This window comes from Pseudomonas sp. HMWF032, assembly GCF_003060885.1.
Taxonomy (GTDB): Bacteria; Pseudomonadota; Gammaproteobacteria; order Pseudomonadales; family Pseudomonadaceae; genus Aquipseudomonas.
Genome location: NZ_QAIG01000004.1, coordinates 95,420 through 121,364, shown reverse-complemented (window position 1 = coordinate 121,364; position 25,945 = coordinate 95,420). Strand labels below are relative to the sequence as shown.

General features: G+C 57.5%; 27 protein-coding genes and 3 pseudogenes. 17 read left to right on the top strand and 13 right to left on the bottom strand.

The annotated features are described in order from the left end of the window. Positions 1 to 14 precede the first annotated feature (14 nt). Positions 15 to 1,244 (bottom strand): PilT/PilU family type 4a pilus ATPase, encoded by a 1,230-nt coding sequence (locus tag DBR00_RS02210; RefSeq protein ID WP_177479874.1) that lies wholly within the window; start codon positions 1,242 to 1,244, stop codon positions 15 to 17. A 226-nt stretch (positions 1,245 to 1,470) separates the two neighbouring features. Between DBR00_RS02210 and DBR00_RS02205 the strand changes: the two genes are divergently transcribed. Beyond that, the gene (locus DBR00_RS02205) at positions 1,471 to 1,749 is read left to right on the top strand and encodes a peptidylprolyl isomerase (RefSeq protein WP_108488007.1); all 279 of its coding nucleotides are present in this window, start codon (positions 1,471 to 1,473) and stop codon (positions 1,747 to 1,749) included. 17 nt (positions 1,750 to 1,766) lie between these two features. Then, positions 1,767 to 2,114 carry an MmcQ/YjbR family DNA-binding protein gene (locus tag DBR00_RS02200; protein ID WP_108488006.1) on the top strand — a complete coding sequence of 116 codons (348 nt, stop codon included), beginning with the start codon at positions 1,767 to 1,769 and terminating at the stop codon, positions 2,112 to 2,114. A 55-nt stretch (positions 2,115 to 2,169) separates the two neighbouring features. On the opposite strand, the pseudogene DBR00_RS21370 reads toward DBR00_RS02200, so the two are convergent. The 3 genes and pseudogenes from DBR00_RS21370 to DBR00_RS02190 form a co-directional block, all read right to left on the bottom strand. Then, positions 2,170 to 3,186 (bottom strand): annotated as a pseudogene (locus DBR00_RS21370) (methyl-accepting chemotaxis protein); the annotation flags it as partial. Between the two features lie 114 nt (positions 3,187 to 3,300). Further along, positions 3,301 to 3,852: pseudogene (locus tag DBR00_RS21365) on the bottom strand (cache domain-containing protein); the annotation flags it as partial. Positions 3,853 to 3,970: 118 nt separating this feature from the next. Then, positions 3,971 to 5,287 (bottom strand): Na+/H+ antiporter family protein, encoded by a 1,317-nt coding sequence (locus DBR00_RS02190; RefSeq protein ID WP_108488004.1) that lies wholly within the window; start codon positions 5,285 to 5,287, stop codon positions 3,971 to 3,973. Positions 5,288 to 5,449: 162 nt separating this feature from the next. On the opposite strand from DBR00_RS02190, the pseudogene DBR00_RS21360 reads away from it, so the two are divergent. The 3 genes and pseudogenes from DBR00_RS21360 to DBR00_RS02180 all read left to right on the top strand — a co-directional run. Then, positions 5,450 to 6,853, top strand: a pseudogene (locus DBR00_RS21360) (HAMP domain-containing protein); the annotation flags it as partial. 102 nt (positions 6,854 to 6,955) lie between these two features. Then, complete coding sequence (locus tag DBR00_RS21355; protein ID WP_371920612.1) at positions 6,956 to 7,711, top strand: methyl-accepting chemotaxis protein; 756 nt, start codon at positions 6,956 to 6,958, stop codon at positions 7,709 to 7,711. A 112-nt stretch (positions 7,712 to 7,823) separates the two neighbouring features. Then, positions 7,824 to 8,420 carry an NADPH-dependent FMN reductase gene (locus tag DBR00_RS02180; RefSeq protein ID WP_108488002.1) on the top strand — a complete coding sequence of 199 codons (597 nt, stop codon included), beginning with the start codon at positions 7,824 to 7,826 and terminating at the stop codon, positions 8,418 to 8,420. A gap of 26 nt (positions 8,421 to 8,446) precedes the next feature. Here the strand turns inward: DBR00_RS02180 and DBR00_RS02175 are convergent, their stop codons facing one another. Genes DBR00_RS02175 through DBR00_RS02160 form a run of 4 tightly spaced genes read right to left on the bottom strand, consistent with a single transcriptional unit; the run spans position 8,447 to position 11,057 of the window. Then, positions 8,447 to 9,766 carry a sensor histidine kinase gene (locus DBR00_RS02175; protein ID WP_108488001.1) on the bottom strand — a complete coding sequence of 440 codons (1,320 nt, stop codon included), beginning with the start codon at positions 9,764 to 9,766 and terminating at the stop codon, positions 8,447 to 8,449. Beyond that, on the bottom strand, positions 9,763 to 10,431 hold the full coding sequence (locus tag DBR00_RS02170; protein ID WP_108488000.1) for a response regulator transcription factor: 669 nt from the start codon (positions 10,429 to 10,431) through the stop codon (positions 9,763 to 9,765). Before DBR00_RS02170 ends, DBR00_RS02175 begins: the two co-directional genes overlap by 4 nt. Then, complete coding sequence (locus DBR00_RS02165; RefSeq protein WP_108487999.1) at positions 10,432 to 10,749, bottom strand: PepSY domain-containing protein; 318 nt, start codon at positions 10,747 to 10,749, stop codon at positions 10,432 to 10,434. Continuing rightward, positions 10,749 to 11,057, bottom strand: coding sequence for a PepSY domain-containing protein (locus tag DBR00_RS02160; RefSeq protein ID WP_108487998.1), 309 nt, complete (start codon positions 11,055 to 11,057; stop codon positions 10,749 to 10,751). Before DBR00_RS02160 ends, DBR00_RS02165 begins: the two co-directional genes overlap by 1 nt. A 196-nt stretch (positions 11,058 to 11,253) precedes the next feature. On the opposite strand from DBR00_RS02160, the gene DBR00_RS02155 reads away from it, so the two are divergent. The 6 genes from DBR00_RS02155 (at position 11,254) to DBR00_RS02130 (ending at position 15,421) form a co-directional block, all read left to right on the top strand. Then, positions 11,254 to 12,333, top strand: a complete 1,080-nt coding sequence (locus tag DBR00_RS02155; RefSeq protein WP_108487997.1) for a patatin-like phospholipase family protein — start codon at positions 11,254 to 11,256, stop codon at positions 12,331 to 12,333. A 54-nt stretch (positions 12,334 to 12,387) separates the two neighbouring features. Then, positions 12,388 to 13,227 carry a hypothetical protein gene (locus DBR00_RS02150; protein ID WP_108487996.1) on the top strand — a complete coding sequence of 280 codons (840 nt, stop codon included), beginning with the start codon at positions 12,388 to 12,390 and terminating at the stop codon, positions 13,225 to 13,227. Positions 13,228 to 13,416: 189 nt separating this feature from the next. Further along, entirely contained in the window at positions 13,417 to 13,686 is a 270-nt protein-coding gene (locus DBR00_RS02145; RefSeq protein WP_108487995.1) for a hypothetical protein, read from the top strand. Positions 13,687 to 13,856: 170 nt separating this feature from the next. Then, positions 13,857 to 14,852, top strand: a complete 996-nt coding sequence (locus tag DBR00_RS02140; RefSeq protein WP_108487994.1) for a GlxA family transcriptional regulator — start codon at positions 13,857 to 13,859, stop codon at positions 14,850 to 14,852. A gap of 23 nt (positions 14,853 to 14,875) precedes the next feature. Next, positions 14,876 to 15,067, top strand: coding sequence for a DUF1272 domain-containing protein (locus DBR00_RS02135; RefSeq protein WP_108487993.1), 192 nt, complete (start codon positions 14,876 to 14,878; stop codon positions 15,065 to 15,067). Between the two features lie 138 nt (positions 15,068 to 15,205). After that, complete coding sequence (locus DBR00_RS02130) at positions 15,206 to 15,421, top strand: DUF2970 domain-containing protein (RefSeq protein WP_108487992.1); 216 nt, start codon at positions 15,206 to 15,208, stop codon at positions 15,419 to 15,421. Between the two features lies 1 nt (position 15,422). On the opposite strand, the gene DBR00_RS02125 is transcribed toward DBR00_RS02130, so the two are convergent. Continuing rightward, the gene (locus DBR00_RS02125) at positions 15,423 to 16,532 is read right to left on the bottom strand and encodes an ABC transporter substrate-binding protein (RefSeq protein ID WP_256582905.1); all 1,110 of its coding nucleotides are present in this window, start codon (positions 16,530 to 16,532) and stop codon (positions 15,423 to 15,425) included. A gap of 131 nt (positions 16,533 to 16,663) precedes the next feature. Between DBR00_RS02125 and pnuC the strand changes: the two genes are divergently transcribed. Further along, positions 16,664 to 17,230: a nicotinamide riboside transporter PnuC gene (pnuC, locus tag DBR00_RS02120; protein ID WP_108487990.1), complete on the top strand. Its 567-nt coding sequence runs from the start codon at positions 16,664 to 16,666 to the stop codon at positions 17,228 to 17,230. After that, entirely contained in the window at positions 17,227 to 17,781 is a 555-nt protein-coding gene (locus DBR00_RS02115; RefSeq protein ID WP_108487989.1) for an AAA family ATPase, read from the top strand. The genes pnuC and DBR00_RS02115 overlap by 4 nt, the downstream gene beginning before the upstream one ends. On the opposite strand, the gene DBR00_RS02110 is transcribed toward DBR00_RS02115, so the two are convergent. Together DBR00_RS02110 and DBR00_RS20620 are read right to left on the bottom strand one after the other, a co-directional pair. Beyond that, complete coding sequence (locus DBR00_RS02110) at positions 17,746 to 18,213, bottom strand: DUF3429 domain-containing protein (RefSeq protein WP_108487988.1); 468 nt, start codon at positions 18,211 to 18,213, stop codon at positions 17,746 to 17,748. The two genes, DBR00_RS02115 and DBR00_RS02110, sit on opposite strands and share 36 nt — an antisense overlap. 25 nt (positions 18,214 to 18,238) lie before the next feature. Then, entirely contained in the window at positions 18,239 to 18,376 is a 138-nt protein-coding gene (locus tag DBR00_RS20620) for a hypothetical protein (RefSeq protein ID WP_158271537.1), read from the bottom strand. On the opposite strand from DBR00_RS20620, the gene DBR00_RS02105 reads away from it, so the two are divergent. The 4 genes from DBR00_RS02105 (at position 18,375) to DBR00_RS02090 (ending at position 22,483) form a co-directional block, all read left to right on the top strand. Then, positions 18,375 to 20,249, top strand: a complete 1,875-nt coding sequence (locus tag DBR00_RS02105) for a di-heme-cytochrome C peroxidase (RefSeq protein WP_108487987.1) — start codon at positions 18,375 to 18,377, stop codon at positions 20,247 to 20,249. The two genes, DBR00_RS20620 and DBR00_RS02105, sit on opposite strands and share 2 nt — an antisense overlap. A gap of 53 nt (positions 20,250 to 20,302) precedes the next feature. Continuing rightward, complete coding sequence (locus tag DBR00_RS02100) at positions 20,303 to 21,436, top strand: catalase family protein (RefSeq protein ID WP_108487986.1); 1,134 nt, start codon at positions 20,303 to 20,305, stop codon at positions 21,434 to 21,436. A 105-nt stretch (positions 21,437 to 21,541) separates the two neighbouring features. Beyond that, positions 21,542 to 21,898 carry a 6-carboxytetrahydropterin synthase QueD gene (queD, locus tag DBR00_RS02095; RefSeq protein ID WP_108487985.1) on the top strand — a complete coding sequence of 119 codons (357 nt, stop codon included), beginning with the start codon at positions 21,542 to 21,544 and terminating at the stop codon, positions 21,896 to 21,898. Positions 21,899 to 22,174: 276 nt separating this feature from the next. Beyond that, positions 22,175 to 22,483 (top strand): TRL-like family protein, encoded by a 309-nt coding sequence (locus DBR00_RS02090; protein WP_090253600.1) that lies wholly within the window; start codon positions 22,175 to 22,177, stop codon positions 22,481 to 22,483. Between the two features lie 54 nt (positions 22,484 to 22,537). Here DBR00_RS02090 and ligA read toward each other — a convergent pair whose 3' ends face one another. Next, positions 22,538 to 24,907: an NAD-dependent DNA ligase LigA gene (gene ligA / locus DBR00_RS02085; protein ID WP_108487984.1), complete on the bottom strand. Its 2,370-nt coding sequence runs from the start codon at positions 24,905 to 24,907 to the stop codon at positions 22,538 to 22,540. Positions 24,908 to 24,968: 61 nt separating this feature from the next. Beyond that, on the bottom strand, positions 24,969 to 25,796 hold the full coding sequence (zipA, locus tag DBR00_RS02080; protein WP_108487983.1) for a cell division protein ZipA: 828 nt from the start codon (positions 25,794 to 25,796) through the stop codon (positions 24,969 to 24,971). Positions 25,797 to 25,945: the final 149 nt, after the last annotated feature.

Here is a 25,945-nt window from a genome sequence, read left to right as displayed (position 1 = left end):
GTCGCCGCCAGTGTTCAAATACCTTTGCGTCCAGGGTCCTCAGGCTGCTGCTCCTCTTCGATATCTTCCAGCTTCAATTCCAGCCCCCACTCTCCCGCCGACGCTGCGGGTGCCACAGGCGCAGCCTGTGTCGGTGCAGCCACCACTGGTGCGGGAGCAGCGGCAGGCGCGGAAGCTCCTGGGTTATCGCGGTAGAGTTTGAGCTTGAGGCGTACGTTGTTCGCCGAATCGGCGTTTTTCACCGCCTCTTCTTCATCAATCGAGCCATCGTTGACCAGGTCGATCAGCGCCTGATCAAAGGTCTGCATGCCGAGGTTTTTCGACTTTTCCATGATTTCCTTGATCTCGGAAAACTCGTTGCGCTTAATCAAGTCACGAATGGTCGGCGTACCCAGTAGCACTTCCACAGCGGCGCGGCGCTTGCCATCGATGGTTTTGACCAGGCGCTGGGAGACGAACGCCTTGAGGTTGTTGCCCAGGTCATTGAGCAACTGCGGGCGACGGTCTTCCGGAAAGAAGTTGATGATACGGTCTAGCGCCTGGTTGGCGTTGTTCGCATGCAATGTGGAGATGGCCAGGTGTCCGGTATCGGCAAACGCCAGAGCATGCTCCATGGTCTCGCGGTCGCGGATTTCGCCGATCAAAATCACATCCGGTGCTTGGCGCAGGGTGTTCTTCAACGCGGCGTGGAAACTGCGCGTGTCCACGCCCACTTCACGCTGATTGATGATCGATTTCTTGTGCTTGTGCACATACTCCACCGGGTCTTCGATGGTGATGATGTGCCCACCGCTGTTGCGGTTGCGGTAGTCGATCAACGCGGCCAAGGACGTGGATTTACCAGAACCGGTACCGCCGACAAACAACACCAGGCCGCGTTTCTCCATCACCGTCTTGAGCAGCACCTCGGGCAGCTTGAGGTCTTCGAACTTGGGAATGTCCATCTTGATATTGCGCGCCACGATCGACACTTCATTGCGCTGCTTGAAGATATTGATACGAAAGCGCCCAACTCCGGCAATCGAGATGGCCAGGTTCATTTCCAGCTCTCGCTCAAACTCCTCACGCTGCGCGCTATCCATCACCGAGGCGGCGATGTCCGCTACTTCCCCGGACTTAAGCGGTTCGGCGCTGAGTGCCTTGAGTACACCATTGAATTTGGCGCAGGGTGGCGCCCCAGTGGAAAGATAAAGGTCGGACCCGTCCTGGCTGGACAGGATTTTCAGCATGGCATTGAGGTCCATAACGAGACTTCCCGCGAGTTGGATGTATTACGTTAGGCCAAGATTACGCATCGCTCCCGAGAAATTCGGAAGCGCCCCTGCCAGAGTCCGCTCAAAGGCTCACGAGCTAGAGTCCTGTTCTTAACCCCTCAGGGCCGACGCGCAACAGCACATTGAACAGGCTCTTAGGCGCTAAGCGGCTGATAATACTGGCACAATATATCCATCCAAATCCGAGGAACCCGTCATGGCTAAGGCAATGGCCCGCCACATTCTGGTGAAAACCGAAGCAGAAGCCGCCGCGCTGAAAAAGCGCATTGCCGCCGGCGAAGCATTTGACATACTGGCGCGCAAATATTCGACCTGTCCCTCCGGCAAGAAAGGCGGCGATCTGGGTGAGGTGCGTCCAGGTCAGATGGTGCGCGCCATCGATCAGGTGATCTTCAAAAAGCCGGTGCGTGAAGTACATGGGCCGGTGAAAAGCCAATTTGGCTACCATCTGGTGCAGGTTTTCTACCGCGAATAACCCCAGAGACCCCGAATATGACGCGCGAACAGATCACAGTACTTTGCCTGAGCCTGCCGGGTGCTCGTGAAGACATTAAATGGGGTGGTGTGCAGGTTTTTTCAGTTGCGGGAAACAAAATGTTCGCCCTCTTCCACCTTGATAGGCAGGACGGCTTGGCTTTCAAGGTGGAAGACGATCTGTTTCTCGGTTTCTGCGACCGTCCGGGCATTCGCCCTGCGCCCTACCTGGCTCGGGCCCACTGGATCAGCATGGCTGCTCCCTATCCAATGAGCGATGAGGAGTTGCACACCTTGCTGACCCGCTCCCACCAATTAGTGGTGGCCAAACTTCCAAAGCGCACGCGAGCAGGCTTACTGATCTAGACAAGGCCAGCATGCAGAATTAATCCCTGCCCGCTGCCACCACAACGTGGCAGCACTAGATGCGAAATTGACGTACCAGCGCCCCAAGTCGCTCGCCCAGGCCCGCTAGATTTCGTGCAGTCTGCGCCCCTTGCTGAGTCTCATCGGCAACACTGTCCACCGCGACAGCAATCTTGTGCACGCTGCGGTTGATCTCTTCGGCCACGGCGGTTTGCTCCTCGGCAGCGCTGGCAATTTGCGCGTTCATCGCGTTGATAGTGCCGATCAACTGCGCGATGGCATCCAGCGATGTGCCGGCGCGGTTGGCCTGCTCACTGGTGACATCACCGGCATCGCTGGAGCGGCGCATCGCGGTCACGGCGTCCTGGGTACCCTTCTGCAAGCGATCGATCATGCCCTGGATTTCCTGAGTGCTCTGCTGCGTACGACTGGCGAGCGCCCTCACCTCATCGGCGACTACGGCAAAGCCGCGCCCCGCTTCACCGGCCCGTGCAGCCTCGATGGCGGCGTTAAGTGCCAGCAGGTTGGTCTGTTCAGCGATGGAGCGAATCACATCGAGCACACTGACAATCGATGACACGTCTTTCTGCAGGGTGTCGAGGGACACGCCACTGTTGCGGATGTCCTGCACCAACGTGTGAATGCGCTCGATGCTGCCATCGACCACCTTTTTTGCTGCTTGGCCTTCGGTGTCGGTCTTCTGCGCCGCCTCTGCAGCACCCTGGGCGCTTTGCGCAACTTCATGGGCCGCAGCGGACATCTCATTGATTGCTGTCGCCACCTGATCGGTCTCATGACGCTGATGATCCATGGCCTGTTCGGAGCGTTGGGCTTGGGCTGACACCTGACTGACCAGTTCGGTCAGCTGACCGGTCATTTCAACAATTTGCCGAACCAGGCCGTGGATCTTCTCGACAAAACGGTTGAACGAACCCGCCAACTGGCCAAGCTCATCATCACCATTGATCGGTAGACGATGGGTCAAATCACCCTCACCGGCGGCAATGTCATCCAGGTTGTCCTTAATCTGCTGCAACGGACGCAAGAAGGTGTTGCTCAGCACCACACCGACAATCCCGAAAACAACCAGTAGCACGGCAGCAATTACCATGATGCTGGTAATGATGGTGCTGATGCGCTCATCAATCTCATCCTGTACCTGGGCAATCTGCGCCTCAACACCATCGAGGTTGATTGCGGTACCCAGCGCCATGTCCCATTTGGGCAGGTAGTAGCTGTAGGCCATTTTCGGCACCAGTACTGATTCATCAGTCGGCAGCGGTGAGCTGTAGTTGACGTAATACGTGTTGTTCTTGGCGACATTCACCAGTTCACGGTTGATGTAGACGCCATTCGGGTCGCGGCGATCTGTCAGGCTCTTGCCCACATCCACTGGGCTGTCACCGCGGAACAGGCGCACCACGTTGGAGTCGTGACCGAAGAAGTAGCCGTCCTTGCCGAACTTGATCTTCGACAGGATCGCCACGGCCTGCTCACGGCTGGCCATATCGCCTTGCGCGGCACCGTCATATAAGGTCTGCACCGAACCCAGCGCGATCTGCACATAATGCTGCAACTCGTTACGGCTTTCCTGCAGCAGGCGCTCGCGGGTTTCTTCAACTTCCTGGGCGGCCAGGTTCTGTAACACCTTGGCGGCAGCCCCACTGAGCACCAAGGCAAACAGCACCACGGGGATCAGTGCAAGTAGCACGACTTTTGACTTCAGGGTAAGGCGCATCAGGCAGATCCTTGCTTGGCAGTAGAACGAAATAAAACGGGGCTACCGGTATATCGGTAGCCCCGCTGAAAAGTTGACCCGTCTGAAGCTATCGCGCAGCAGACGCTCATTACTCCGGTCAAATCACCATAGCTGCTGCCCAACCAAATACCAGCAGTGGCAGGTTGTAGTGCAGGAAGGTCGGTACCACGCTATCCCATATATGATTGTGCTGGCCATCGACATTCAGCCCCGCGGTTGGCCCGAGGGTCGAATCGGAGGCGGGTGAACCCGCATCCCCCAGTGCACCAGCAGTGCCGACGATGCTCACAATGGCCAGGGGGCTGAAGCCGAGCTGCAGACCCAGCGGCACGAAAATCGCTGCAATGATAGGCACCGTGGAGAACGACGAACCGATGCCCATGGTCACCAGCAGGCCGACCAGCAGCATTAGCAGCGCACCCAGTGCCTTGTCATGGCCAATCAGTTCAGCGGAGCTGTCGACCAGACTTTTCACTTCGCCGGTGGCCTTCATCACTTCGGCAAAACCGGCGGCTGCGATCATGATAAAGCCGATCATCGCCATCATTTTCATGCCCTCGGTAAACAGACCATCAGCCTCTTTCCAGCGCACAACTCCGGACACCGAGAAAATGATGAAACCGACCAGAGCACCGATAATCATCGAGTCCAGCCACAGCTGCACAACGAACGCCGCTACAATCGCCACACCGGCCACCAGCAGGCTCAAGGGGTTGTAGGCAACATCAGCGCGCTCCACCTGCTCGATCTTGCTCAGGTCATACACGCGCTTCTTGCGGTAGCTGAACAGGGCCACCACTAGCCCGAACAACATGCCCAGCGCGGGTATGGCCATGGCCTTGGTCACATCCAGACCAGCGGTATCCACACCAGCGCCAGCCACGTTGGCTAACAAAATGTCATTTAGGAAAATCCCGCCAAAACCCACCGGCAGGAACATATAAGGGGTAATCAGGCCGAAGGTGAGCACGCAGGCGATCAAACGACGGTCGAGTTGCAGCTTGCTCAGCACATACAACAGCGGCGGCACCAGCAGCGGAATAAAGGCGATGTGAATCGGCAGAATGTTCTGCGAGGAAATCGCCACTGCCAACAACAGTGCAATCAGCAGCCACTTGAGCAGACCAGCGCCTTTGACATCCTGCTTACTGACCATGGAGAGAGCTTTATCTGCCAAGGCATGGGCCAAGCCTGACTTGGCAATCGCCACGGCAAAAGCACCCAACAAGGCGTAGGACAGCGCAACGGTAGCACCACCACCCAAGCCTTTATTAAAGGCTGTCAGCGAACCTTCAATACCCAAACCACCGAGCAGGCCGCCTGCCAATGCCCCAACGATCAGGGCTACAACCACATGCACGCGGCACAAGCTGAGAATCAACATGATCCCCACTGCCGCAACGACTGCGTTCATCGATTTACTCCCGCAATTTAAATAGGTCCGCGAAGGTTTCGACCTTCTCTGGATGCTGCGCCGGCTCGGCGAAGGGCGCGTACTCTGCACAATGCTGACCAAGCTGTCAAAACAGCCGTAAAATATTTCATACAGTGCGTTAATAATTCCGTATAAGCTTGCATGGCGGTTTGCACTGGCCTGCAAACTGCTGAGTTATTGCCTACTTTTACTCTTAAAGAAATACGTCCACCCGCCGATAGGCGGTCAAGCCTCGCCACTTTCCAGAAGGTCCTGAAAATGTTGTTCAGCCGACTCTCGATTCAGTTGAAAATCACCCTACTAGCTGGCTTGTGCCTGCTGGTCGTTGTCGCAGTGTTGGTTTCTGCGTCAATGATCCAGACCTCACGCAGTGCCGACCTGGTGAAAAAGGCAAGTTCAGCAATGCTGGATGAGTCTGCACAACTGCGAATGGAGGCGCGCGGTCAGTCGCAGGCCTTGCACATGCAGCGCTACTTCATGGATGCCTACCAATACGGACGCGGCGCTGCTTCTCAGATTCTGTTTATTCGCGAACAAGCAGAAAAGCGCTTTCTTGACGCTTTTGATTTGCGTGAAGACCTCACCCGACAGATCCGTACGTCGTTGCAAGCCAACCGTAGCCTGCTCGGCATCTATACGGTCTTTGAACCGAACGCCCTGGATGGCAAAGATGAGCTGTTTATCGATCAGGACAATCTCGGCAGTAATGACAAAGGCCGCTTCTCGATTTATTGGTCGCAGGATGACAACGGCGAGCTGAGTGCCGAGGCCATGAAAGAGGACAACCTCAACGACACGACACCCGGAATCAGTGGCGCACCCTATAACGCCTGGTACACCTGCCCAAAGGAAAGCCGTCAGGTGTGCTTGCTTGATCCCTATTGGGATGACACCGATGGGGTGAAAACGCTGATGACCAGCATCGCCTTCCCGCTGATTCAGGGTGACAAGGTGATCGGTGTTCTGGGCGTCGATATCAGCCTTGCCAGCCTGCAAGAACTCAGCAACAGTGCCAATGCCGGCCTGTTTGATGGTGCCGGCCATGTCAGCATTATCAGCCCGGCCGGGCTACTTGCCGGACACAGCCGTGACAGCAGCCTGCTGGGAGGCAAGCTGGCAGCTGCATTTTCTGAGCAACATACTGAAATGCTCAGCGTCCTGGCCAGCAACACCTCCAAAGTCATGTACCACCAAGGCACACTGCAGTTTCTGGAGCCGCTTTTACCGATCCCCGGCAGCAAACCCTGGGGTGTATTACTCGAAGTACCCGAAAGCGTACTCCTTGAACCTGCCGCGCGCCTGGAAGCACAGATGGATGAAGACGCCACGCGCAACACCGCCGTGTCTCTCGGGATTGGCCTGGTAGCAGGGGTGATTGGCATCCTGCTGATCTGGCTCACGGCGCTGGGGGTTACACGTCCGATTCTCGGTGTAGCGGCCATGCTGAAAAACATCGCCAGCGGTGAAGGCGACCTGACCCGCCGCCTGGAGTATGCCAAGCAGGATGAACTGGGCGAACTGGCCAGCTGGTTCAACCGATTCCTCGACAAGCTGCAACCGATTATCGCCGACGTCAAACGCAGTGTTCAGGATGCACGCAGCACGGCTGACCAATCAGCGTTAATTGCCAGTCAAACCAGCAATGGCATGCAACAGCAATACCGCGAAGTTGATCAGGTGGCCACTGCCTTCCAGGAAATGAGCGCCACGGCACAGGACGTAGCACACAATGCTGCACAGGCGGCCGAAGCGGCTCGTACGGCTGACCTCGCCAGCCGTGAAGGCATGGGTGTCATCAGTAAGACCACCTCGACCATTGAACTTCTGGCCAACGAAATGAACGTTGCCATGCAGGAAGTTGAAGGTCTGGCCAATAGCAGTGAGAAGATTGGTTCGGTACTCGAAGTCATCCGTTCAATCGCCGAGCAGACCAACCTCTTGGCTCTGAACGCAGCCATTGAAGCGGCCCGAGCAGGTGAAGCCGGCCGAGGTTTTGCCGTGGTGGCGGATGAAGTGCGCAACCTGGCCAAACGTACCCAGGATTCGGTGGAAGAAATCCGTCAGGTGATCGAAGGCTTGCAAAGTGGCACCAAGGAAGTGGTCAGCACCATGCACAGCAGCCATCGCCAGGCCCAGGGCAGCGTCGAACAGGTGGGACAGGCTGTGGCCGTGCTGCAGCGCATCAGCCAGGCGGTCAGCGTGATTACCGACATGAACCTGCAGATCGCCAGCGCTGCTGAAGAGCAAAGTTCGGTGGCCGAGGAAATCAATCGCAACGTGGCCTCGATCCGTGATGTCACCGAGTCGATTTCCTCCCAGGCCGATGAGTCGGCAAAAATCAGCCAAGGCCTTAACAAACTGGCCAACCACCAGCAGAGTCTGATGGATCAGTTTCGCGTCTGATCGTCAGGCGTGACACCATCGGACCGCCACACTGGCGGCTTCTTCCTTGTGACGCAGGCTTGCAATCGTTAGCCTGCGTTTTTCATTTATAACTCGTAAAAAGAGGTACACGATGCTCAATATCGCTCTGGTGGCCGGCTCCAGCCGCAGTAACAGCCAATCGGGTAAGGTCGCCCGCTTCTTGCGCCAACGCCTGATTCAGTTGGGTTACAGCGATGATGCGCAGAGCAATGTGATTGATCTTGGCCTCGCCCCATTGCCGCTCTGGCCCGCCGACGATACAGGTCCATGGGGGCTTTACAGCAAGCAACTGGCCGCTGCCGATGCCGTCGTGATCATTTCGCCTGAGTGGAATGGCATGGCCTGCCCAGCCATCAAGAACTTCTTTATTTATGCCAGCAAGGCTGAGCTGGCGCACAAGCCCGGACTGCTGGTGGGTGTCTCGTCGGGAGTGGGTGGTGCTTACCCGATCAGCGAATTGCGCGCCTCCAGCTACAAGAACTGCCGCCTTTGCTACTTGCCCGAACACCTGATTGTGCGCGGCGTCGAAAAGGTGCTGAACACACCTGAGCCAAGCAGCGAAGACGACCACCGCCTGCATGCCCGCATCGATTACGAGCTGGGCATTCTGGCCAAATATGCCGATGCCCTACGTCCAGTGCGAGACAGCATCGACATGAGCAACCCGGCGTTTGCCAACGGCATGTAAGTGCTGCAAACGCATGCCTGAGTAATTCAGGCACGCGTAGCGGGCAGCGTCACGGTAACCTGTAAACCGCCCAAGGCGCTGTCCGCCAGCTGCAACTGCCCCCCCCAGGCATCAACGATATCGCGCACAATCCCCAGGCCCAGGCCATGCCCGGTCACCTGCTCATCCAGACGATTGCCACGACTGAGGACCTCCTCTCGTTGCGCGGCTTCGATACCCGGTCCGTCATCCTCGACACTCAGTTGATACACCTCACCCTGGCAACTGATGTGCAGCTGTACCTGGCTGTCGGCCCATTTGCAGGCGTTGTCCAACAGATTGCCCAGCAGTTCCAGCAGGTCCTCGCGGTCCCAGGGCAAACGCAATCCGGGCTCGGCCCGCCAGCTCAGCTCCAAGTGGTTGCCATGGATCATCGCCAGGGTGGAGATAAGTTCCGGCAACTCGCGGGCACAATCGAAATGAGCCCCAGGCAACGCTTCGCCAGCCAGACGCGCGCGGCCCAGTTCACGGGCGATGCGTTGCTCGATCTGTTGCAGCTGGCCGTTGAGGCTCTCGCGTAGTTCTGGCAACTGCTTGAGTTCTTCCCGGCCAGCCAGGCTGACCAACACCGCCAAGGGTGTTTTTAGTGCATGTCCCAAATTGCCCAACGCATTGCGCGAGCGTTTGAGGGTGTCTTCGGTATGGCTCAGCAGGTGGTTGATCTGTGCTACCAGCGGCTCCAGCTCCAGTGGCACCTGCTGATCCAGCTGACTACGCTGGCCCTGCTGCAGCTGCATGATCTGTTGCCGCGTCTGCTCCAACGGGCGCAAGGCACGGCCGACAATCAGGCGTTGTAGCAGCAGCATCAGTATCAGTGCGGCGATGCCCAGGCCGAGAATAACTTTCTGCACCTGACTGAAACTGTTAAGGATAGGGGTGTAATCACGGGCCACCTGAATCACGATCAGCTGGCCATAGCGCTGATAGTCGGCACGATAGATCAACCACAACTGGCCTTGCGGCCCGTCACCCAATTCATCCTGCAACCCTGGCTGATCGACGCGTTGCAGGTCGCGATCCCAAAGCGAACGTGAGCGCCAGGTCTGCTCGGCAAAGTCGATACGAAAATACAGTCCTGAATAAGGGCGTTTGTAAGCGGCGCTAAGGCGGCGATCATCCAGTTGCAGGCCATTGGGGCCGCGTGCAAAGGCTCCCAGCAACGTCTGAGCCTCATCTTGCAGGGTGGTCTGGATGTAACCACGCAGGCTGCGGTCAAACAGCCAGAGGCTGCCTTGCGCCAGCAACAGGCCGATCACCAATACCACACTGATGAGGCCCAGGCTCAAACGCCGCTGGATGGACTTCAAGCGGTGTCACCGTTGAAGCGATAGCCCTGCCCGCGGCGTGTTTCAATGATTTCACGCCCTAATTTGCGTCGCAGGTGATTGACGTGCACTTCAATAACATTCGAATCGCGTTCGCTTTCACCGTCATACAGGTGCTCGGCCAGGTGGCTCTTGGACAGCAATTGCCCCGCATGCAGCATGAAATAGCGCAACAGGCGGAATTCGGCAGCGGTTAGCTGCACTTCATGACCATTGCGACTAACGGTTTGCCGACTTTCGTCAAGCTGCAGACCCGCCGCTTCCAGTTGCGGCTGATTAGCCAAACCCCGGGCGCGGCGCAACAGCGACTGAATACGCAGTTGCAGCTCTTCCGGGTGAAACGGCTTGCTCAGGTAATCATCGGCACCCGCCTTGAGCCCTTCAATACGCTCCGCCCAGGAGCCGCGCGCAGTGAGGATCAATACCGGTGTGGCAAGGCCGCCAGTTCGCCACTCCTGCAACACTTCAAGCCCCGGCTTGCCAGGCAAACCAAGGTCAAGAATGATCAAGTCATAGGGTTCGGTCGCGCCCTGATAGGCGGCATCACGGCCGTCGGCCAACCAGTCCACCGCATACCCCTGACGGGTCAGACTTGCCAGCAGCTCATCAGCCAGGGGGACATGATCTTCAACCAGCAGTAGGCGCATTCAGTCCTCCACCTCGTCCTTAAGTACTTCACCAGTGCTGGCGTGCAACTCCAGCTCACGCACGATGCCCTGCGCCGTCACCAGTTCGACTTCGTAAACCAGTACACCGTCTTCCTCCTCCAGCTCGACTTCCAGCAAAACCGCACCGGGATGACGCTGCAAAGCTGCTTGCATTAGCTGCTCAAGGGGCAGAATCAGCCCCTCACGGCGCAGGCGTAATGCTTCATCCTGATCCAGGTCGCGCGCACTGCTGCCGAACGTCAACGTCAGCAGCAGGCTGGCCAGAAGTGCGCGTGCAGCCCAGGCAGTGGTGTTCATCAATCGTCTCGTTGGTTCTTCAGAACTTGTGCGTTAGTGGCATCCAGCTCGATGTCCCACTGCACGCCCTGGGCGTCGCGAACTTCAACCTGATAGATGTAGCGGCCGTACTCTTCTTCCAGCTCGGTGTCTTCAGTAGTGCTGCCTGGATGCAGCGCCAGAGCGGCGGCATTGAGTTTTTCGAAGGATTGAATGGTACCGGCGTCACGCAGTTTGAGTGCTTCATCCGGGCCCAGGTCACGGGCTTGAACGAGGCCGGCAGTCAAAGTCAGAGCAGCAGCGGCACATACAGCAGTCAGTGTTTTCATGTTCAGATTCCTTAATGGAGTTGGCTTTCGACGGAGTCCAAGTTACTGCACACGACTTAACTCAAGCTGAATTTGCTTAATACTTGGCGCAAGCACTGATTTATCCCAAGCCACGCGCACATCATTCACGCGCTGAAGTCGCTTGGCCTGGCAATCCAGCACCCTATAATCGCTGCCTTGCGCGATGGAGGCCAGCATGAATGCGATATTGATCAAATCCCCTGCGTTGACAATCAAGGCCGGCAAACGTGCCCTCGCGCGGATTCGCGAGAACGGCCTGCAACCCGCGGATGTCGGTATTTTGCCGGGCGCTGCTGGCGGCCCCAAGGCTTTAGGAATTCAAGGGCTGGATCTGGCGCTGTTTGGCAACTGGCTGCAGCGCGCACCGCGCGAGCGTTCGCTGATCGGTGCGTCCATCGGTTCCTGGCGTTTCGCCAGTGCCTGCTTGCCGGATGCTGCTGCGGGCCTGCGTCGCCTCGGCGAGCTGTATACCTCGCAGCGCTTTGCCAAAGGCGTGAGCATGGCGCAGGTGTCGAGTAGCTGCAGCCTGATGCTTGATCAACTGCTCGGCAACGACGACGCCAACATCCTCAGCAACCCGCATTACCGTTTGAATATCGTCGTGGTGAAAAGTCATGGCCTGCTCCAGCACGACCATCGCGGCGCACTCGGCCTCGGCCTGTCTTCGGTGATTGGCAGCAACCTGCTAGGCCGACCGCGGCTGGCCAAGCACTTCGAACGGGTGATTCTGCACGATGCCCGCCGGGCTCCGCCCTTAGGGACGCTCAGCGACTTCCCCTCGCGTTATCTGCAACTCGACAGCGGTAATCTGCGTCATGCATTGCTGGCCTCCGGTTCCATCCCGATGATCATGCAAGGGGTCCGCGATATCCCCGGTGCCGGCCCTGGTACCTACCGCGATGGCGGCCTGCTCGACTATCACCTCGATCTGCCCTACAGCGGCGGCGATATCGTGCTCTACCCGCACTTCACCGATAAGGTCATACCCGGCTGGTTCGACAAGGGCATGCCCTGGCGCCGAGGTGATGGCGGACGCCTGCAGGATGTTCTGCTGCTGGCCCCCTCACGTGACTACCTGGCACGCTTGCCCCATGGCAAACTCCCCGACCGTAAGGACTTCAGTCGTTACCTGGGCGATGATGCCGGCCGCGAGCGCTATTGGCGCACGGCCATGAGCGAAAGCCAGCGGCTTGGCGACGAGTTTCTCGAACTGGTCGACAGCGGCCGTCTAGGCGAGCGCCTGCAAGCACTTTGATAACCCGTGGTGCGAAGTACTTTCGCCACGTAGACATGACCAGGGATGGGCAGAATGAAACTCGCAGTCGCCATTATTCACGGCATCGGCACGCAGCCCGACCTGCGTGACGACGAAGGCCAGCACGCCTTCGCCCACAGCCTGATCGCCGGATTGCGCCAACGCCTTGGCGCAGAGGCCGACCAAGTGGCCTTTCAGACCCTGCACTGGGCCAGCGTGCTGGACAAACGGCAACTGGCTTTTCTCGACAAGCTGCGCGACCAGCCCGTACGCTGGCGCTGGTTACGACGCATCGTTACGCTATTTCTCGGTGATGCCAGCGGCTATCGTAAAGTCAGCCAGGCTTACGACACCACCTATGAAGAAGTCCATCAGTGCCTGCGCAGCGGTCTCAATGCCTTACGCGCCAAGGTCGATGCTGACACGCCACTGGTGGTGCTGGCGCACTCACTGGGCGGGCATATCTTCTCCAATTTCGTCTGGGATCAGCAACGCATCAATACTGCAGAGGAATGCCCACTGGATCCCTTTCTGGCCTTGGAGACCCTGAGCGGGCTGATCACCTTTGGCTGCAATATCCCGCTGTTTACCTTTGCCTATGACCCGGTCGTACCGATCCGCTTCCCCGGCCACTGCCTGACCGAGGCGGTGACCGAACAGGCGCGCTGGCTCAACCTTTATGCCCCCGCTGACCCGCTGGGTTATCCGCTGCGCCCATTGCCCAACTATGCCGCCGTGGTTGCCGAAGATCGCGCTATGCCGGTAGGCCCCTGGTACAAGCGGCATACCCCGTTGAGTCACCTGTGTTACTGGGATGACCGGGGCTTTCACCGCTATGTCGCCGGCTATTTGCGCCAGTTGATGGCTGCCTGCAAGCACCGTGAAAACGCCTAACGCCTGCATTCCTCGCGCTGTTTCTCGGCTTACGCCATTAAAACTGTGATTTATCGGACAATTTCTTGCATTTCTTCGACAAGGTGTGACTTAACAGTCAGCTTCGTTCATCAACACTTATGACTGGCAAGCGTGAGTTCACCGTTTGCCCCTTTGTGTATTTGGGATCACCTCGGAGAAACCGACCCCATGAACGCACCGCTGCGTTTTAACGAAGCTTTGCTGATTGCCGACCGCGCCTTTCAACCTTTCCAATGCGTCGCCTGGGCCCCGCAAGATGGCACAGGTAACCTCAGCCTGAGTGTGATCGACCGTACCAGCACTCGCCTGCTCGGCCGTACTCAACTGTCCAGCACCATCTACAGTGACCCGGTGCAATTTGCCGACGTGCTCAAGCAATCCCGTGAGCAGCTCAGTCAGCAAGGTTTCACCCTGGAGCCATGGAGCATGCCGGAGTAATCGGCTGCTGCAACAAGGGCTCTGAGCTGCCGATTGGCCCCTCTTGTCAGAGCCCTTCCCTTCCTTGCCACGCTGGCGACGCCGCAATGGCCATATCCGTGGGCTTATTGTCCTTGTTGCCAATTACTCGTTAAGCGCAGACTGCCTCCATCGCTTATCGAGATGCCGCCATGGATGTCCCACGAACCATTGCCTGCCTGCTTTATCCGCATGTCATGAGCCTGGATCTGACCGGCCCATTGCAGGTGTTTGCCTCCGCCAATGACGAACGCCAACGCCAAGGCTTGCCCGCTGCTTATCGCCTGCTGGTGCTCGGTCAGCAAGCTGGGGCGATGACTACTTCAGCCGGCTTCCAACTGGTTGCCGAACAGGCCTGGAGTGCCATAGACCCGGCACATATCGACACACTGTTGATTCCAGGTGGTCAGGGCGACAAGGCGCAATGTCAGAACATTGAGTTGCTGACCTGGCTACGTAGCGTCGCACCGCAAATCAGACGCGTGGGTTCGGTGTGTTCGGGTGCGCTGATTCTCGCCGCCGCCGGTCTGCTTGATGGCCGCCGCGCCACCACCCACTGGGCCGATCTCGACTGTTTGCGCCTGGAATACCCGCAGGTGGAAATCAGCGCTGATTGCTTGCACACCTATGATGCGCAAGACCCAGACGGCAATGGCCATATCTTCACCTCGGCCGGAGTAACTGCCGGGATCGACCTGGCACTGGCCCTCGTTGAGGCCGACCTCGGTCGCCCGCTTGCCTTGGCCGTGGCCAAACGTCTGGTGCTGTTCCTACGCCGCCCCGGCGGGCAAGCGCAGTTCAGTGCGCTGCTGACCCCGGAACCAAGCCGAGTACCGCGCCTGGCCAACCTTCTGGAGTGGATACCGTTGCACCTGCATGAGGATCTGTCGCTGGCAGCGCTGGCCGCGCAGGCCAATATGACGCCGCGCACCTTATCGAGAACCTTTAATCAGGAGTTGGGTATGGGACCAGGTCGCTATGTGGAAATCGTACGCCTGGAAGCCGCGCGCAGCCTGCTGCAGAACGCACAAGCCTCAATCAGCACGGTGGCGCGGTTGAGCGGCTTTAACCACCCGGAAAACCTGCGCCGTACCTTTCAAAAGCACCTTGGCATCAGCCCGCATGAGTATGCCGAACGTTTCGCCTGAACACCTAACCGAAGGAGCTTGCCATGCTGGAGATACGAGCCAAGTGCGAATGCTGTAACCGAGTCCTTCCGGCCGACAGCCAGGACGCATTTATCTGCTCATACGAGTGCACATTTTGCCGCGACTGCGTCGACAGCACATTGCATGGGCGTTGCCCGAACTGCAGCGGAGAGCTGCTGCAGCGGCCACGACGTGTAAACACTAAAGACCGTTAGAACGGGCGCCTGGGAAGGGATGGCACATGAGCCTGGGTGTTCAATTGATCCACCGTTGCAGCGAAGTCAGTACTCAGACAATCCACCGTCTCAGGTATAGGCTTTAATGAAACTAAGATTTCAGGATAGGGGTGGCTAATGGACGACGAGAAAAACAAGCCGCTGACGCTCTGGGAGATGCTACAGAGCGTGTTAAGTGCTGCATTGGGTGTACAAAGCGGAAGGAATCGTGCGCGTGACTTCTCACGGGGTAAGCCCAGTCATTTCATCATTCTGGGCGTGCTGTTTACTGCAGTGTTTGTGCTGATGATCTTTGGCGTGGTCAAGCTGGTATTACATCTGGCGGGTGTCTGAGTCACTGCAGCAACGGCAAGACTGAAAATCCATAATTACGGATATTGGGGTTATACACCGCACTGAACTGACGAAAGTCCAGCCCATAGCCTTGGCTACTGAGGCGTTTCTGTAAGCGTTTTGCCTGGTCGGCATCCAGAACGGTAAACAGCGTTTCAACCCTGTCCTTGCCGCCACGCGTGGCAAAATCCGTACCGGCATGGTAATCGTGCAACATCACCATCGCCCAGCCTCCCAGCGTGAAATGCCCCCCAACCAACACCGATACCTTGTTGTCAATGCGCGCCTGCAAAACCTCATCGGAGTTATTCAATGCAGAGAGAAAGATATCTTTGTTCGGGACTCTGCCCATTTCCTGAGCGGCCTGCATGACCCCGAAAGCCATTTCATCATTGGCCGACCAGATCAACTGGACCTCAGGATGGCGGGGTAGCAGTAGTTTAGCCTGCTCATATGCTCGATTACGCCTCCACTCGCCATAAACCAGGCTTTGTAACGTAACCTCGGGATGCTCGACCAAAGCACGACGCAAACCCTCCTCACGCAGCGAGGATGACGGCGTATTACGCACTCCCGCAAATGCCAGCAGATTACCGGGTTTACCGTCCAGACGCGCAATAAGTGCCTCTGCCATCCAATAGCCTGCTTGTTCATCATTGGGAATCAGGCTGCCAATCCAGTTGCGGTACCGCTCACGTGAACGACCAACAATCTGATGTTGCTCGGCTGTCAGGGTACTGTGCAGAGAGAACAGCCTGACAGGGCTATTGGCATACAGGCGTAATAATTCAGGCGCGGTGTACATCTCGTTGACGAACAGCAGATAATCCGGAAGGGTGCCCTCCTCTAACAGCTCACGTGCTCGCTGCAGTAACAAGCGATGGTCACGCTCACCATAAATGACCTGAAGGTGCATCCCCAAGCCATCAGCTGCTGCCTGCATGAACTGGGTATAACCCACCCAAAAAGGCTCATCGGAATAACCTGGATTAAGGAACACGACGGAGGCAGGGGTATTCCCGACTGTGGGTGCTGCCTGAACAAGCGTGGTAAATATGCTCAGCGTCAGCAAACAGACAGCGCTGATCCAGTGCAAAGCCGACTTCAACACGTGCTGCTCTCCAGGTTGGTCAAGTAAGTATATCGGCAATATCATGGCGACTGGCCATCCGCCGCGCCAAGACGCGCGCAAAGTGAATGGTTACAATCGTTGACCTCCCTACTTCCGGCAGCTAGTGCTCTATGTCGCCCCTTGAAACTCTCGCCTCGGCACTTGGTGTATGGGCCGTCTGGCTCACCGTGAGACAGAATCGCTGGTGCTGGCCGCTCGGTCTGCTGATGGTGTTGATGTATGCCTGGATTTTCTATGACGGCAGGCTTTATTCAAACATGCTTCTGCAAGGCGTTTATGCCGTGCTGCAAGGCTACGGCTGGTGGCAGTGGACGCGAGGCGGCAGCAACCACAGCGGCGTGCAGGTCAATCGGCTGAGCGCGCAAGGCCTGTTTTTCAGCTTGGCTGCCGGGGGCCTCGGTGCTCTCTTGCTAGCTTATCTGATGGCTACCTTCACCGATGCAGCAGCCCCCTGGCTGGATGCAGCATTGAGCGCCTTCAGCTTGGTCGCTCAGGTGTGGATGGCACAAAAACGCTTGGAATGCTGGCCACTGTGGGTACTTCTGGATTTGCTGTTTGTCGGCCTATTTGTACAACAGGGCTTGTATCCAACAGCTGCGCTGTATGGCGTATTTACCCTGTTGGCGATTCACGGTTGGCTGACCTGGGGACGAGATCGCGCGTTGGTCAACGCATGAAGGTGCTGGTGCTGACCGGCCCGGAATCCAGCGGTAAAAGCTGGCTGGCCGATGCCATTCAAACAACCTTTGGTGGCGTGCTGGTGGGCGAGTATGTGCGGCACTTTATCGACCAAGAACAGCGCGACACCTGCTATGCCGATATCAGTCGCATCGCCCAGGGTCAGCTGGCCTGGGAAGACCAGGCCCGAGCAGCCGCACCTGAGTTGCTGATACTCGACACCCACCTGCTCAGCAACATGCTCTGGAGCCAGACGCTGTTTGGTGATTGTCCGGTCTGGATCGAAGAGGCGCTCTTGGCGCGCGACTACCACCTGCACCTGTTGCTTGACCCGCGCAGCGTACCCTGGGTCGACGATGGCCAGCGTTGTCAGCCAGAGCTGACTCAGCGTGTGGCGTTCTTTGAACAGTGCGCAGACTGGTTGTGTCAACACCAGCAGCCACTGCAGCGCATTCAGGGCGACTGGACTGTGCGGCGCCAGCAAACGCTTGCAACCGTTGCGCAGTGGCTGGGCTCAACGCACCAGCACACTGGTCCAGGCCAACAATAGGCTCAGACACACCACAATCGTCAGCGGACGCCGCAAGCTTGGGTACCACTGCGGTGCCAGCCCCAGCTTGACCGCTCGCAAATCCGCGCCATAGAGGCCGGCAAAAGCGATAAGGCACAGGGGCAAGGCCAGGCTGGTGGGCATGCCACCACTGATCGCCAGCCAGCCCAGTAATGGCGGTACGACCGAAAAACCCAACTGCAATTGCGCCGACTGCCCCGCCTCTTGCGCACGCATGGCCAGCCCCCAGTGGATAGCCCCCATAAAGGCCAGAATTACCGCGGCATAATCCAGCAGCGCTGCCAGCACCACCGGTCGCCAGCCCTCCGGCACCACCCAAATACCCAGGGCTCCGGTGGCAAAAGGCACCAACCCGGCATAGCCCAGCAAAAGCGCCAATTTAGGCGGCTGCGGCGCGTCAAAAGGATGCATACACTCACTCCCGTGGATTAATTCGTCATAAACCGCACTGTAAAGCCATCTTCGGAGCAAAAAGAAGGCTATTTCCTGGGTTTCGTAGTAATGGCTGCTTGCCATCGGCTGCGCCAATTGGCATAAAAACAACAAATAAAAATCGCCACAAGGAAGTATCCATGCGCATTCTCCGTCGGGCCCTGTATGGGCTTCTTTTGTTGCTGGTAGTCGGGCTGCTGATTGCCCTGTACTTCATCGCCAACCCCAACCTTCCGGTCTATCAACAGCCCGACAAACTGCATTACCTTGATCAATGGTCGGCAGAAGAGCGCCAGACCTATTACTACACCCCACAAGGTACTCAGGTGAAAGGCCTGCGCTATGAATGGTTCAGTGCCCTGGAACTGCCGTTCAGCAGCAGCCAATTTGCCACGCCGGAGTACCTGGCGCGGTTCGGTTTCCTGGTTGATCCGCAACAGCAACCCACACCACTGAACCCCGGCAACCTGCCAGTCGGTTTTGCCCGGCATGCCGATGCCGAAACCGGCGAGCACTACCTGGATATCAGCTGTGCAGCTTGCCACACCGGTGAGCTGCGCTACAAAGGCCAGGCCGTACGCATCGACGGCGGCGCCGCGCTGCATTCGCTGGCCTCCACCGTACCGACCGTACGCGGTGGCAGCTTTGGGCAGGCGCTCGGCATGAGCATGGCTTTCACCTATTACAATCCGCTGAAATTCCGCCGCTTCGCCAAGCAGGTACTGGGTGATGAATACGCCAGTGAGAAGGCGCAACTGCGCCGCGATTTCAAGGTGGTACTCGATCGCCTATTGGGCACGGCGTTCAATGACTGGCATCGCGGCCTCTACCCAACCGAGGAAGGCTTCGGCCGTACCGATGCATTCGGCCGGATTGCCAACAGCGTATTTGGTGATGCCATCGACCCGAGCAACTACCGAGTCGCCAATGCACCGGTGAGCTATCCGCAAGTCTGGGATATCTGGAAATTCGACTGGGTGCAGTGGAACGGTTCGGCCATGCAGCCGATGGCCCGCAACGTTGGCGAGGCCCTGGGTGTCGGCGCAACCCTGCGCTTACTGAATACCGATGGCCACCCGGTTGCCGAAGCCGAACGCTACTCATCCAGCGTACGCCTGCGTGACCTGTTCACCCTGGAAGAAACGCTGAAAAAGCTGCAGCCCCCTACCTGGCCGGAAGCCGTGTTCGGTAAGGTCGACCTGCCATTGGCCAGCCGCGGCCGCGCGCTGTTTGCCGAAAACTGCGCCTACTGCCATGCGCCTGACCCGAAAACGCCCCAGGACAGCTTCGCCCCCGCTCGCGATCCCGAATGGCGTATGCGCGTGGTACCGACTTCCATCGTCGGCACGGACCCAACTACGGCGGACAATATTGCCGACCATCGCTTCGATATCAGCAAACTGGGCTGGGCCAAGGCCGAACTGAGCAAGCTGGATGTACGCCTGTTTGGCGCGAAGCTGGATGACATCGACATGCGCAGCATCTCTAGCGCAAAGGCCCTGGCCTACGTCACCGCCTACGTGGAGAACCGCGCGTATCAAGATGCCGGCATCACACAACCAGAACGGGGTCGCATGGACGGCTTTGACTTACCGATCGGGGTCCAGGAATTACGCGGCTATAAAGCCCGCCCCTTGGATGGAATATGGGCCACGCCGCCGTTCCTGCATAACGGTTCGGTGCCGACCCTGTTCCAACTTCTGTCGCCGGTCTCGGAGCGGCAAACCCAGTTCTGGGTGGGTAACTTCGAGTTCAACCCGAAACAGATTGGCTACAACAGCGGAAAATTCACCGGCGGCTTCCACTTCGATACCCAGGTCACCGGCAACAGCAATCGTGGTCACGAATTCCGTGCGGGATGCCGTGAAGACGGCGTGATAGGCCGCGCCCTGCAACCGGAAGAACGTTGGGCACTGATCGAGTACCTCAAGGTCTTGGGCAATCCGGCTCTGGAACAGCAGCTACAGCCTGTTGCCGCCAAAGAGTGGACCCCGGGGCCGTCTTGCCAGAACTGAACTGCACGCTGCCTGTAATCGCACACTGAGAATAATTAAAAGGAATTGACTCCATGTTTAAACGATTCTGGCTCTGGCTCGGCCGTGTACTGGGCAAACTGCTGGTGCTTGTGCTGGCCATCGCTATCGGTGGCTGGGCCATCGGTGCGGCCTATTACGGCTGGAAGTTCTCCGGCCCGGTATCCACTGAAGAGCAGATCCCGGCCGATGAAGCCGCGCTGACCCAAGGCATCATCGAAGATGCCATTCGTGTGGTCGAACAGCACCGTGACAACACACGGGTACTGCGTGATGCTCACGCCAAGGCTCATGGCTGCATGAAGGCCGAAGTCACCGTCAGCGCTGATATCGATAGCAACCTGCAACGCGGCGTACTCAGTGAGCCGGGGAAAACCTGGCAAGCCTGGATGCGCCTGTCCAATGGTAATGCTTACCCACAATTTGACCGCGCACGCGATGCACGCGGCATGGCGATCAAGCTGCTTGATGTGCCCGGTGAAAAACTTACGCAAAGCCCACAGCACGCCAGCGAGCAGGATTTCGTGATGTTCAATCACCCAGCCTTTTTCGTGCGTGATGTGGCCGAGTACAAAAGCAATTTCGCTGCCCAGGCCGACGGCAAAAAAATATTGGCGTTCTTCCCCAGCTGGAACCCCAGCACCTGGGAACTCCGCCATCTGATCATCGCACTGAAGACCCTGTCCCCTGCCCCGGAAACACCGGTGGCGACCACCTACAACTCTATTGCACCCTTCAAACTGGGTGAGCACAACATCAAATACCGGGTCATTCCTCAACCAGAAGCATGCCCCGAGTATCAGCTGCCTGAACAGAACCAGGATTTGCCGAATTTCCTGCGCAACGCGCTATATCAGCAGCTGTCGCTGGACCGCGTACCCGCCTGCTTTGCCCTGCAGGTTCAGCGGCAGAACGCCAACTACTACATGCCCATCGAAGACCCTAGCGTTGAGTGGAGCGAGGCCGTTTCACCGTTCGAAACCGTCGCCACCATCAAGGTACCGGCGCAGGACTTTGATAGCCGCGAGCAGAACCTGTTCTGCGACAACCTGTCTTTCAACCCCTGGCATGCGCTACCCGAACACCGTCCGATTGGCGGTATCAACCGTCTGAGAAAGGCGGTTTACGAGGCGGTCAGCATCTATCGGTTGGAGCGCAATCAGCCATAGAACTGTATCCAATCCTCTGTGCTACTCGGTTAACAGCTGCTGAGCTGGTAATATCCGCGCCTTGCCAAACGCGCTGTTAGCCGCGTACCACCCGAGAGAAAGACCGTGGAATTGTTCAAAGAGTTTATGTTCGAGGCCGCCCATCGCCTGCCTCACGTCCCCGAAGGCCACAAATGCGGGCGCCTGCACGGCCATTCCTTCAAGGTGGCGGTGTATATCGAAGGTGAAGTTGACCCTTATACCGGCTGGATTCGCGACTTCTCCGAGATCAAGGCAATCTTCAGGCCACTCTATGAGCAGCTTGACCACAACTACCTGAACGATATTCCTGGCCTGGAAAATCCCACCAGTGAAGTGCTGGCCAAGTGGATTTGGCAGCAACTCAAGCCGCTGCTGCCTGAACTGTCGCGTATCCGTATCCACGAAACCTGCACCAGCGGTTGCGAATATCACGGTGACTGATCACCCCTTGCCTGGCACTTGATCGAAGCACCAGGCACCTCCCCCAAGATTCGTATCACCAAATATCGCCACGTTCTCTATGTAGGCTGCTGAATCAATAGCGCGTAGCGCGATAACAGCTGTCAGTGGAAAAGTCACAGAAAGATTTCATAAATTTGAAATCGATTTGAAAAATAGCAGGCGAACTTGTTATTGCCCAGGCACTGCTTTAGGGTGCGCGAGCGCTTTACCTGGATGGGTAAAGCTTCTTATGGATAAGCGAAAAGGAATCACAACATGTTGAAGAAAATTGCTCTGGCTGCCGGCCTGGTTACCCTGCTCAGCGGTTGCGCTTCTGGCCTGTCGCCAGTCAGCGTTGGTCTGATCACCGACGTCAAAGGCCCGATCACTGCCACTACCGCTTCCGGTAACAAAACCGGTACTGCTTGCGCCACCACCATCATTGGTCTGATCAACAAAGGCGACGCGTCCATTGCTGCCGCCAAGGCCAATGGCAACATCGGCACCATCGCTACCGCTGATTACCACACCAAAGGCTTCTACCCGTTCTTCGGCGAAACCTGCGTAAACGTAACCGGTAACTAAGTTGTCGTACTGCCCCCAAACTCTGTTTGGGGGCAGTATAGAAAACCCGCCTTTCTAGAGGCCGAAGCCCGCCAGGGCTGACAAAAACTGCGCCTCGTCAATCACCCGCACACCTAACTCACTGGCTTTTGCCAGTTTCGAGCCCGCCCCAGGGCCCGCCACGACACAACTGGTTTTCGCCGATACCGACCCTGCCACCTTGGCGCCCAGACTTTCCAGCTTTTCCTTGGCCACATCGCGGCTCATCACTTCCAGCGTGCCGGTCAGCACCCAGGTCTGCCCAGCCAGCGGCAAGCCTTCGATAGCTCTTTTCTCGCTGTGCCAGTGCATGCCAAAAGCTTTTAGCTGCGCTTCGATAGCCTGCGCACGTTGCGCATTGGCTGGCACATCGAAAAACTCGCGCACCGCCTTGGCCTGCTTCTCGGGCAGAGTCTGACGCATATCCAGCCAGTCAGCCGCCAGCACCGCATCCAGACTGACAAACTTGTCCGCCAGCTTCTGCGCGCCACCAGGGCCTACGAACGGGATATTCAGCTTGTCCAGCATCCCCGCCAGTGTGGCGCTGGCGCTGAGTTCGGCACTCAGCTCGCCTTGCTCCTGCAATTGCAACCCACACTGATCACGGGCCAGCAAAGCCGCAATCACCTGCTGGTTATGACTGTCGGCAAAGAAACTGTGGATCTCATGCGCCACCTCTAAACCGATATCCGGCAGGTAGGTCAGCACTTCCGGCAAGGCCTGTTGTACGCGCTCTAGAGATGCCAGCGAACGAGCCAGCACCTTGGCAGTCTCCTCGCCCACATCGGGTATGCCGAGGGCATAGATAAAGCGCGCCAGGCTGGGTTGTTTACTGTCAGCAATGGCCTGAAGCAGCTTGTTGCTGGAAACCTCGGCAAAGCCTTCCAAGTTGATGATCTGCTCATACTTCAGTTGGTACAGATCGGCCGGCGAGGCGATCAACTGCTCATCAACCAGCTGTTCGATGGTCTTGTCGCCCAGACCTTCTATATCCATGGCGCGACGTGAGACAAAGTGAATGATCGCCTGCTTGAGCTGGGCGCCACACGCCAGACGGCCAACACAGCGGTACACCGAGCCTTCGCTGAAGGTTTCCTTGCCCTTGCTGCGCTTGACCAGCTGGGTGCGCTCGACGTGAGAACCGCACACCGGACAGCTTTCAGGAATCTGTACTGGTCTGACATCCAGTGGACGACGCTCAGGCACCACTTGAACCACCTGCGGAATCACATCACCGGCGCGGCGGATAATCACCGTATCGCCGATCATCACGCCCAGACGCGCCACTTCATCCATATTATGCAGCGTGGCATTGGACACTGTAACGCCAGCCACTTTGACCGGTTTCAGACGTGCCACCGGGGTAACCGCACCCGTACGGCCAACCTGGAACTCCACATCCAGAAGCTCGGTCAGCTCCTCCATTGCCGGGAACTTATGGGCAATCGCCCAGCGTGGCTCGCGCGCGCGGAAGCCCAGTTCGCGCTGATAGGCCAGGTTGTTGACCTTGAACACCACGCCGTCAATTTCATAAGCCAGTGACTCGCGACGTTCACCGATACTGCGGTAATACGCCAGGCATTCATCGGCACCCTTGGCCAGTTTCAGCTCGCGACTGATCGGCATGCCCCATTGCTTAAGGGCTTCAAGAATGCCGATATGCGTTTGTGGCAGTTCACCTTGCACCTGGCCAATGCCGTAGCAGCAGAATTCCAGCGGACGGCTGGCGGTAATTTTCGAATCCAGCTGACGCAGGCTGCCTGCCGCCGCATTACGCGGGTTGGCGAAAGTCTTACCGCCCTGCTCCAGCTGCCGTGCATTAAGCGCCTCGAAACCGGCCTTGGAGATAAAGACTTCACCCCGTACCTCAAGTACCGCAGGCCAGCCCTCACCCTGCAGCTTTAACGGCACATTACGAATGGTGCGCACGTTGACACTGATATCCTCGCCCGTGCTGCCATCACCACGCGTAGCGCCACGCACCAGCAAGCCATCGCGGTACAACAGGCTGACCGCCAGGCCATCAAGTTTGGGCTCGCAGCTGTATTCAACCTCAGCACCGCCACCAAACAGATCGCCAGCTGGCAAATCCAGCCCTTCGCGCACCCGGCGATCGAAATCCAGCAGGTCGGCTTCTTCGAAGGCGTTGCCCAAGCTGAGCATCGGCACCTCGTGCTTGACCTCGCCGAAGGCCGAAAGCGCCAAGCTACCGACGCGCTGGGTTGGAGAGTCGGCCGTAACCAGCTCTGGGTGTTCGACCTCTAGAGCTTTGAGCTCATGGAACAAACGGTCATATTCAGCGTCGGGAATACTCGGCTCATCGAGTACGTGATAGCGATAGTTATGCCCATCCAGTTCGGCGCGCAGTTGCACTATGCGCTGGGCAGCAATCGAGGCATCGGTCATTGCAGTGTGCTCTCAAACGAAAAGAGCAGCCTTGGCTGCTCTTGGTATTTCATCGGTTAAATCAGCGTTTATTGGTCAGTTGCTTGCGTTCATATTCGACGATGCGCTGGCGGTAGTGCTCGATAGTTTGCGCAGTCATCACGCTGCGCTGGTCATCCTTCAACTCGCCACCCAGTTCATGGGCCAGTTTGCGTGCCGCCGCCACCATTACATCAAACGCCTGCTTGGGATGACGCGGACCAGGCAAGCCGAGGAAGAAACTCACGGCGCGGGTGCTGAATCCTTCTATGTCATCAAGATCAAAAGTGCCAGGTTTCAACGCATTGGCCATGGAGAACAGTACTTCACCATTACCCGCCATGCTTTCGTGGCGGTGGAAGATGTCCATCTCACCGAAACGCAGGCCGCTTTCCAGAATGTTCTGCAAGAGCGCAGGCCCTTTGAAACCCTCCTCACTGCGAGCAATCACGTTGATCACCAGTACTTCTTCTACAGGCGGTAATTCTTTCAGGCTGTCTTGACTCTGGCTGAGCGACTTAACTGCTGGCTCGCCATCAACCGGATTGAGCAGAGTCGGCACCGGCTCATCCTGTCCAAGATTGAGGTCACCTTGTTGTGGCTCGCCTGCACGACGGCGGTTGAGTTCGCGGGCGCTTAGTGAAGGCAGATCCTCTTCATCAAAAGCGGGCTCCTTATTCCGATCAATTACCCGCGGCGGACTCAGCAAGTCCGGATCACTGTCATCGTCTGGCAGGTTGGCAAAACTACGATCAAGTTTGAACTTGAGCTTACCCTTACCACCACGCATCCGCCGCCAGCCATCAAAAAGGATGCCGGCAATCACAATAATGCCGATGACAATCAGCCACTCGCGCAGACCGAATTCCATGAAATACCTTAACCCCTAATAAAAATGTGCTGAAAAAGGCCTTCCAGGGCCATTTTGCTAATTCTTTTTCGCGACGCCAAGCCTATGTTCTGCCAGGCCTTTCCCTGAGTTATAACGCCACGTCTAATAACAATGCGCATTAAGCTAGC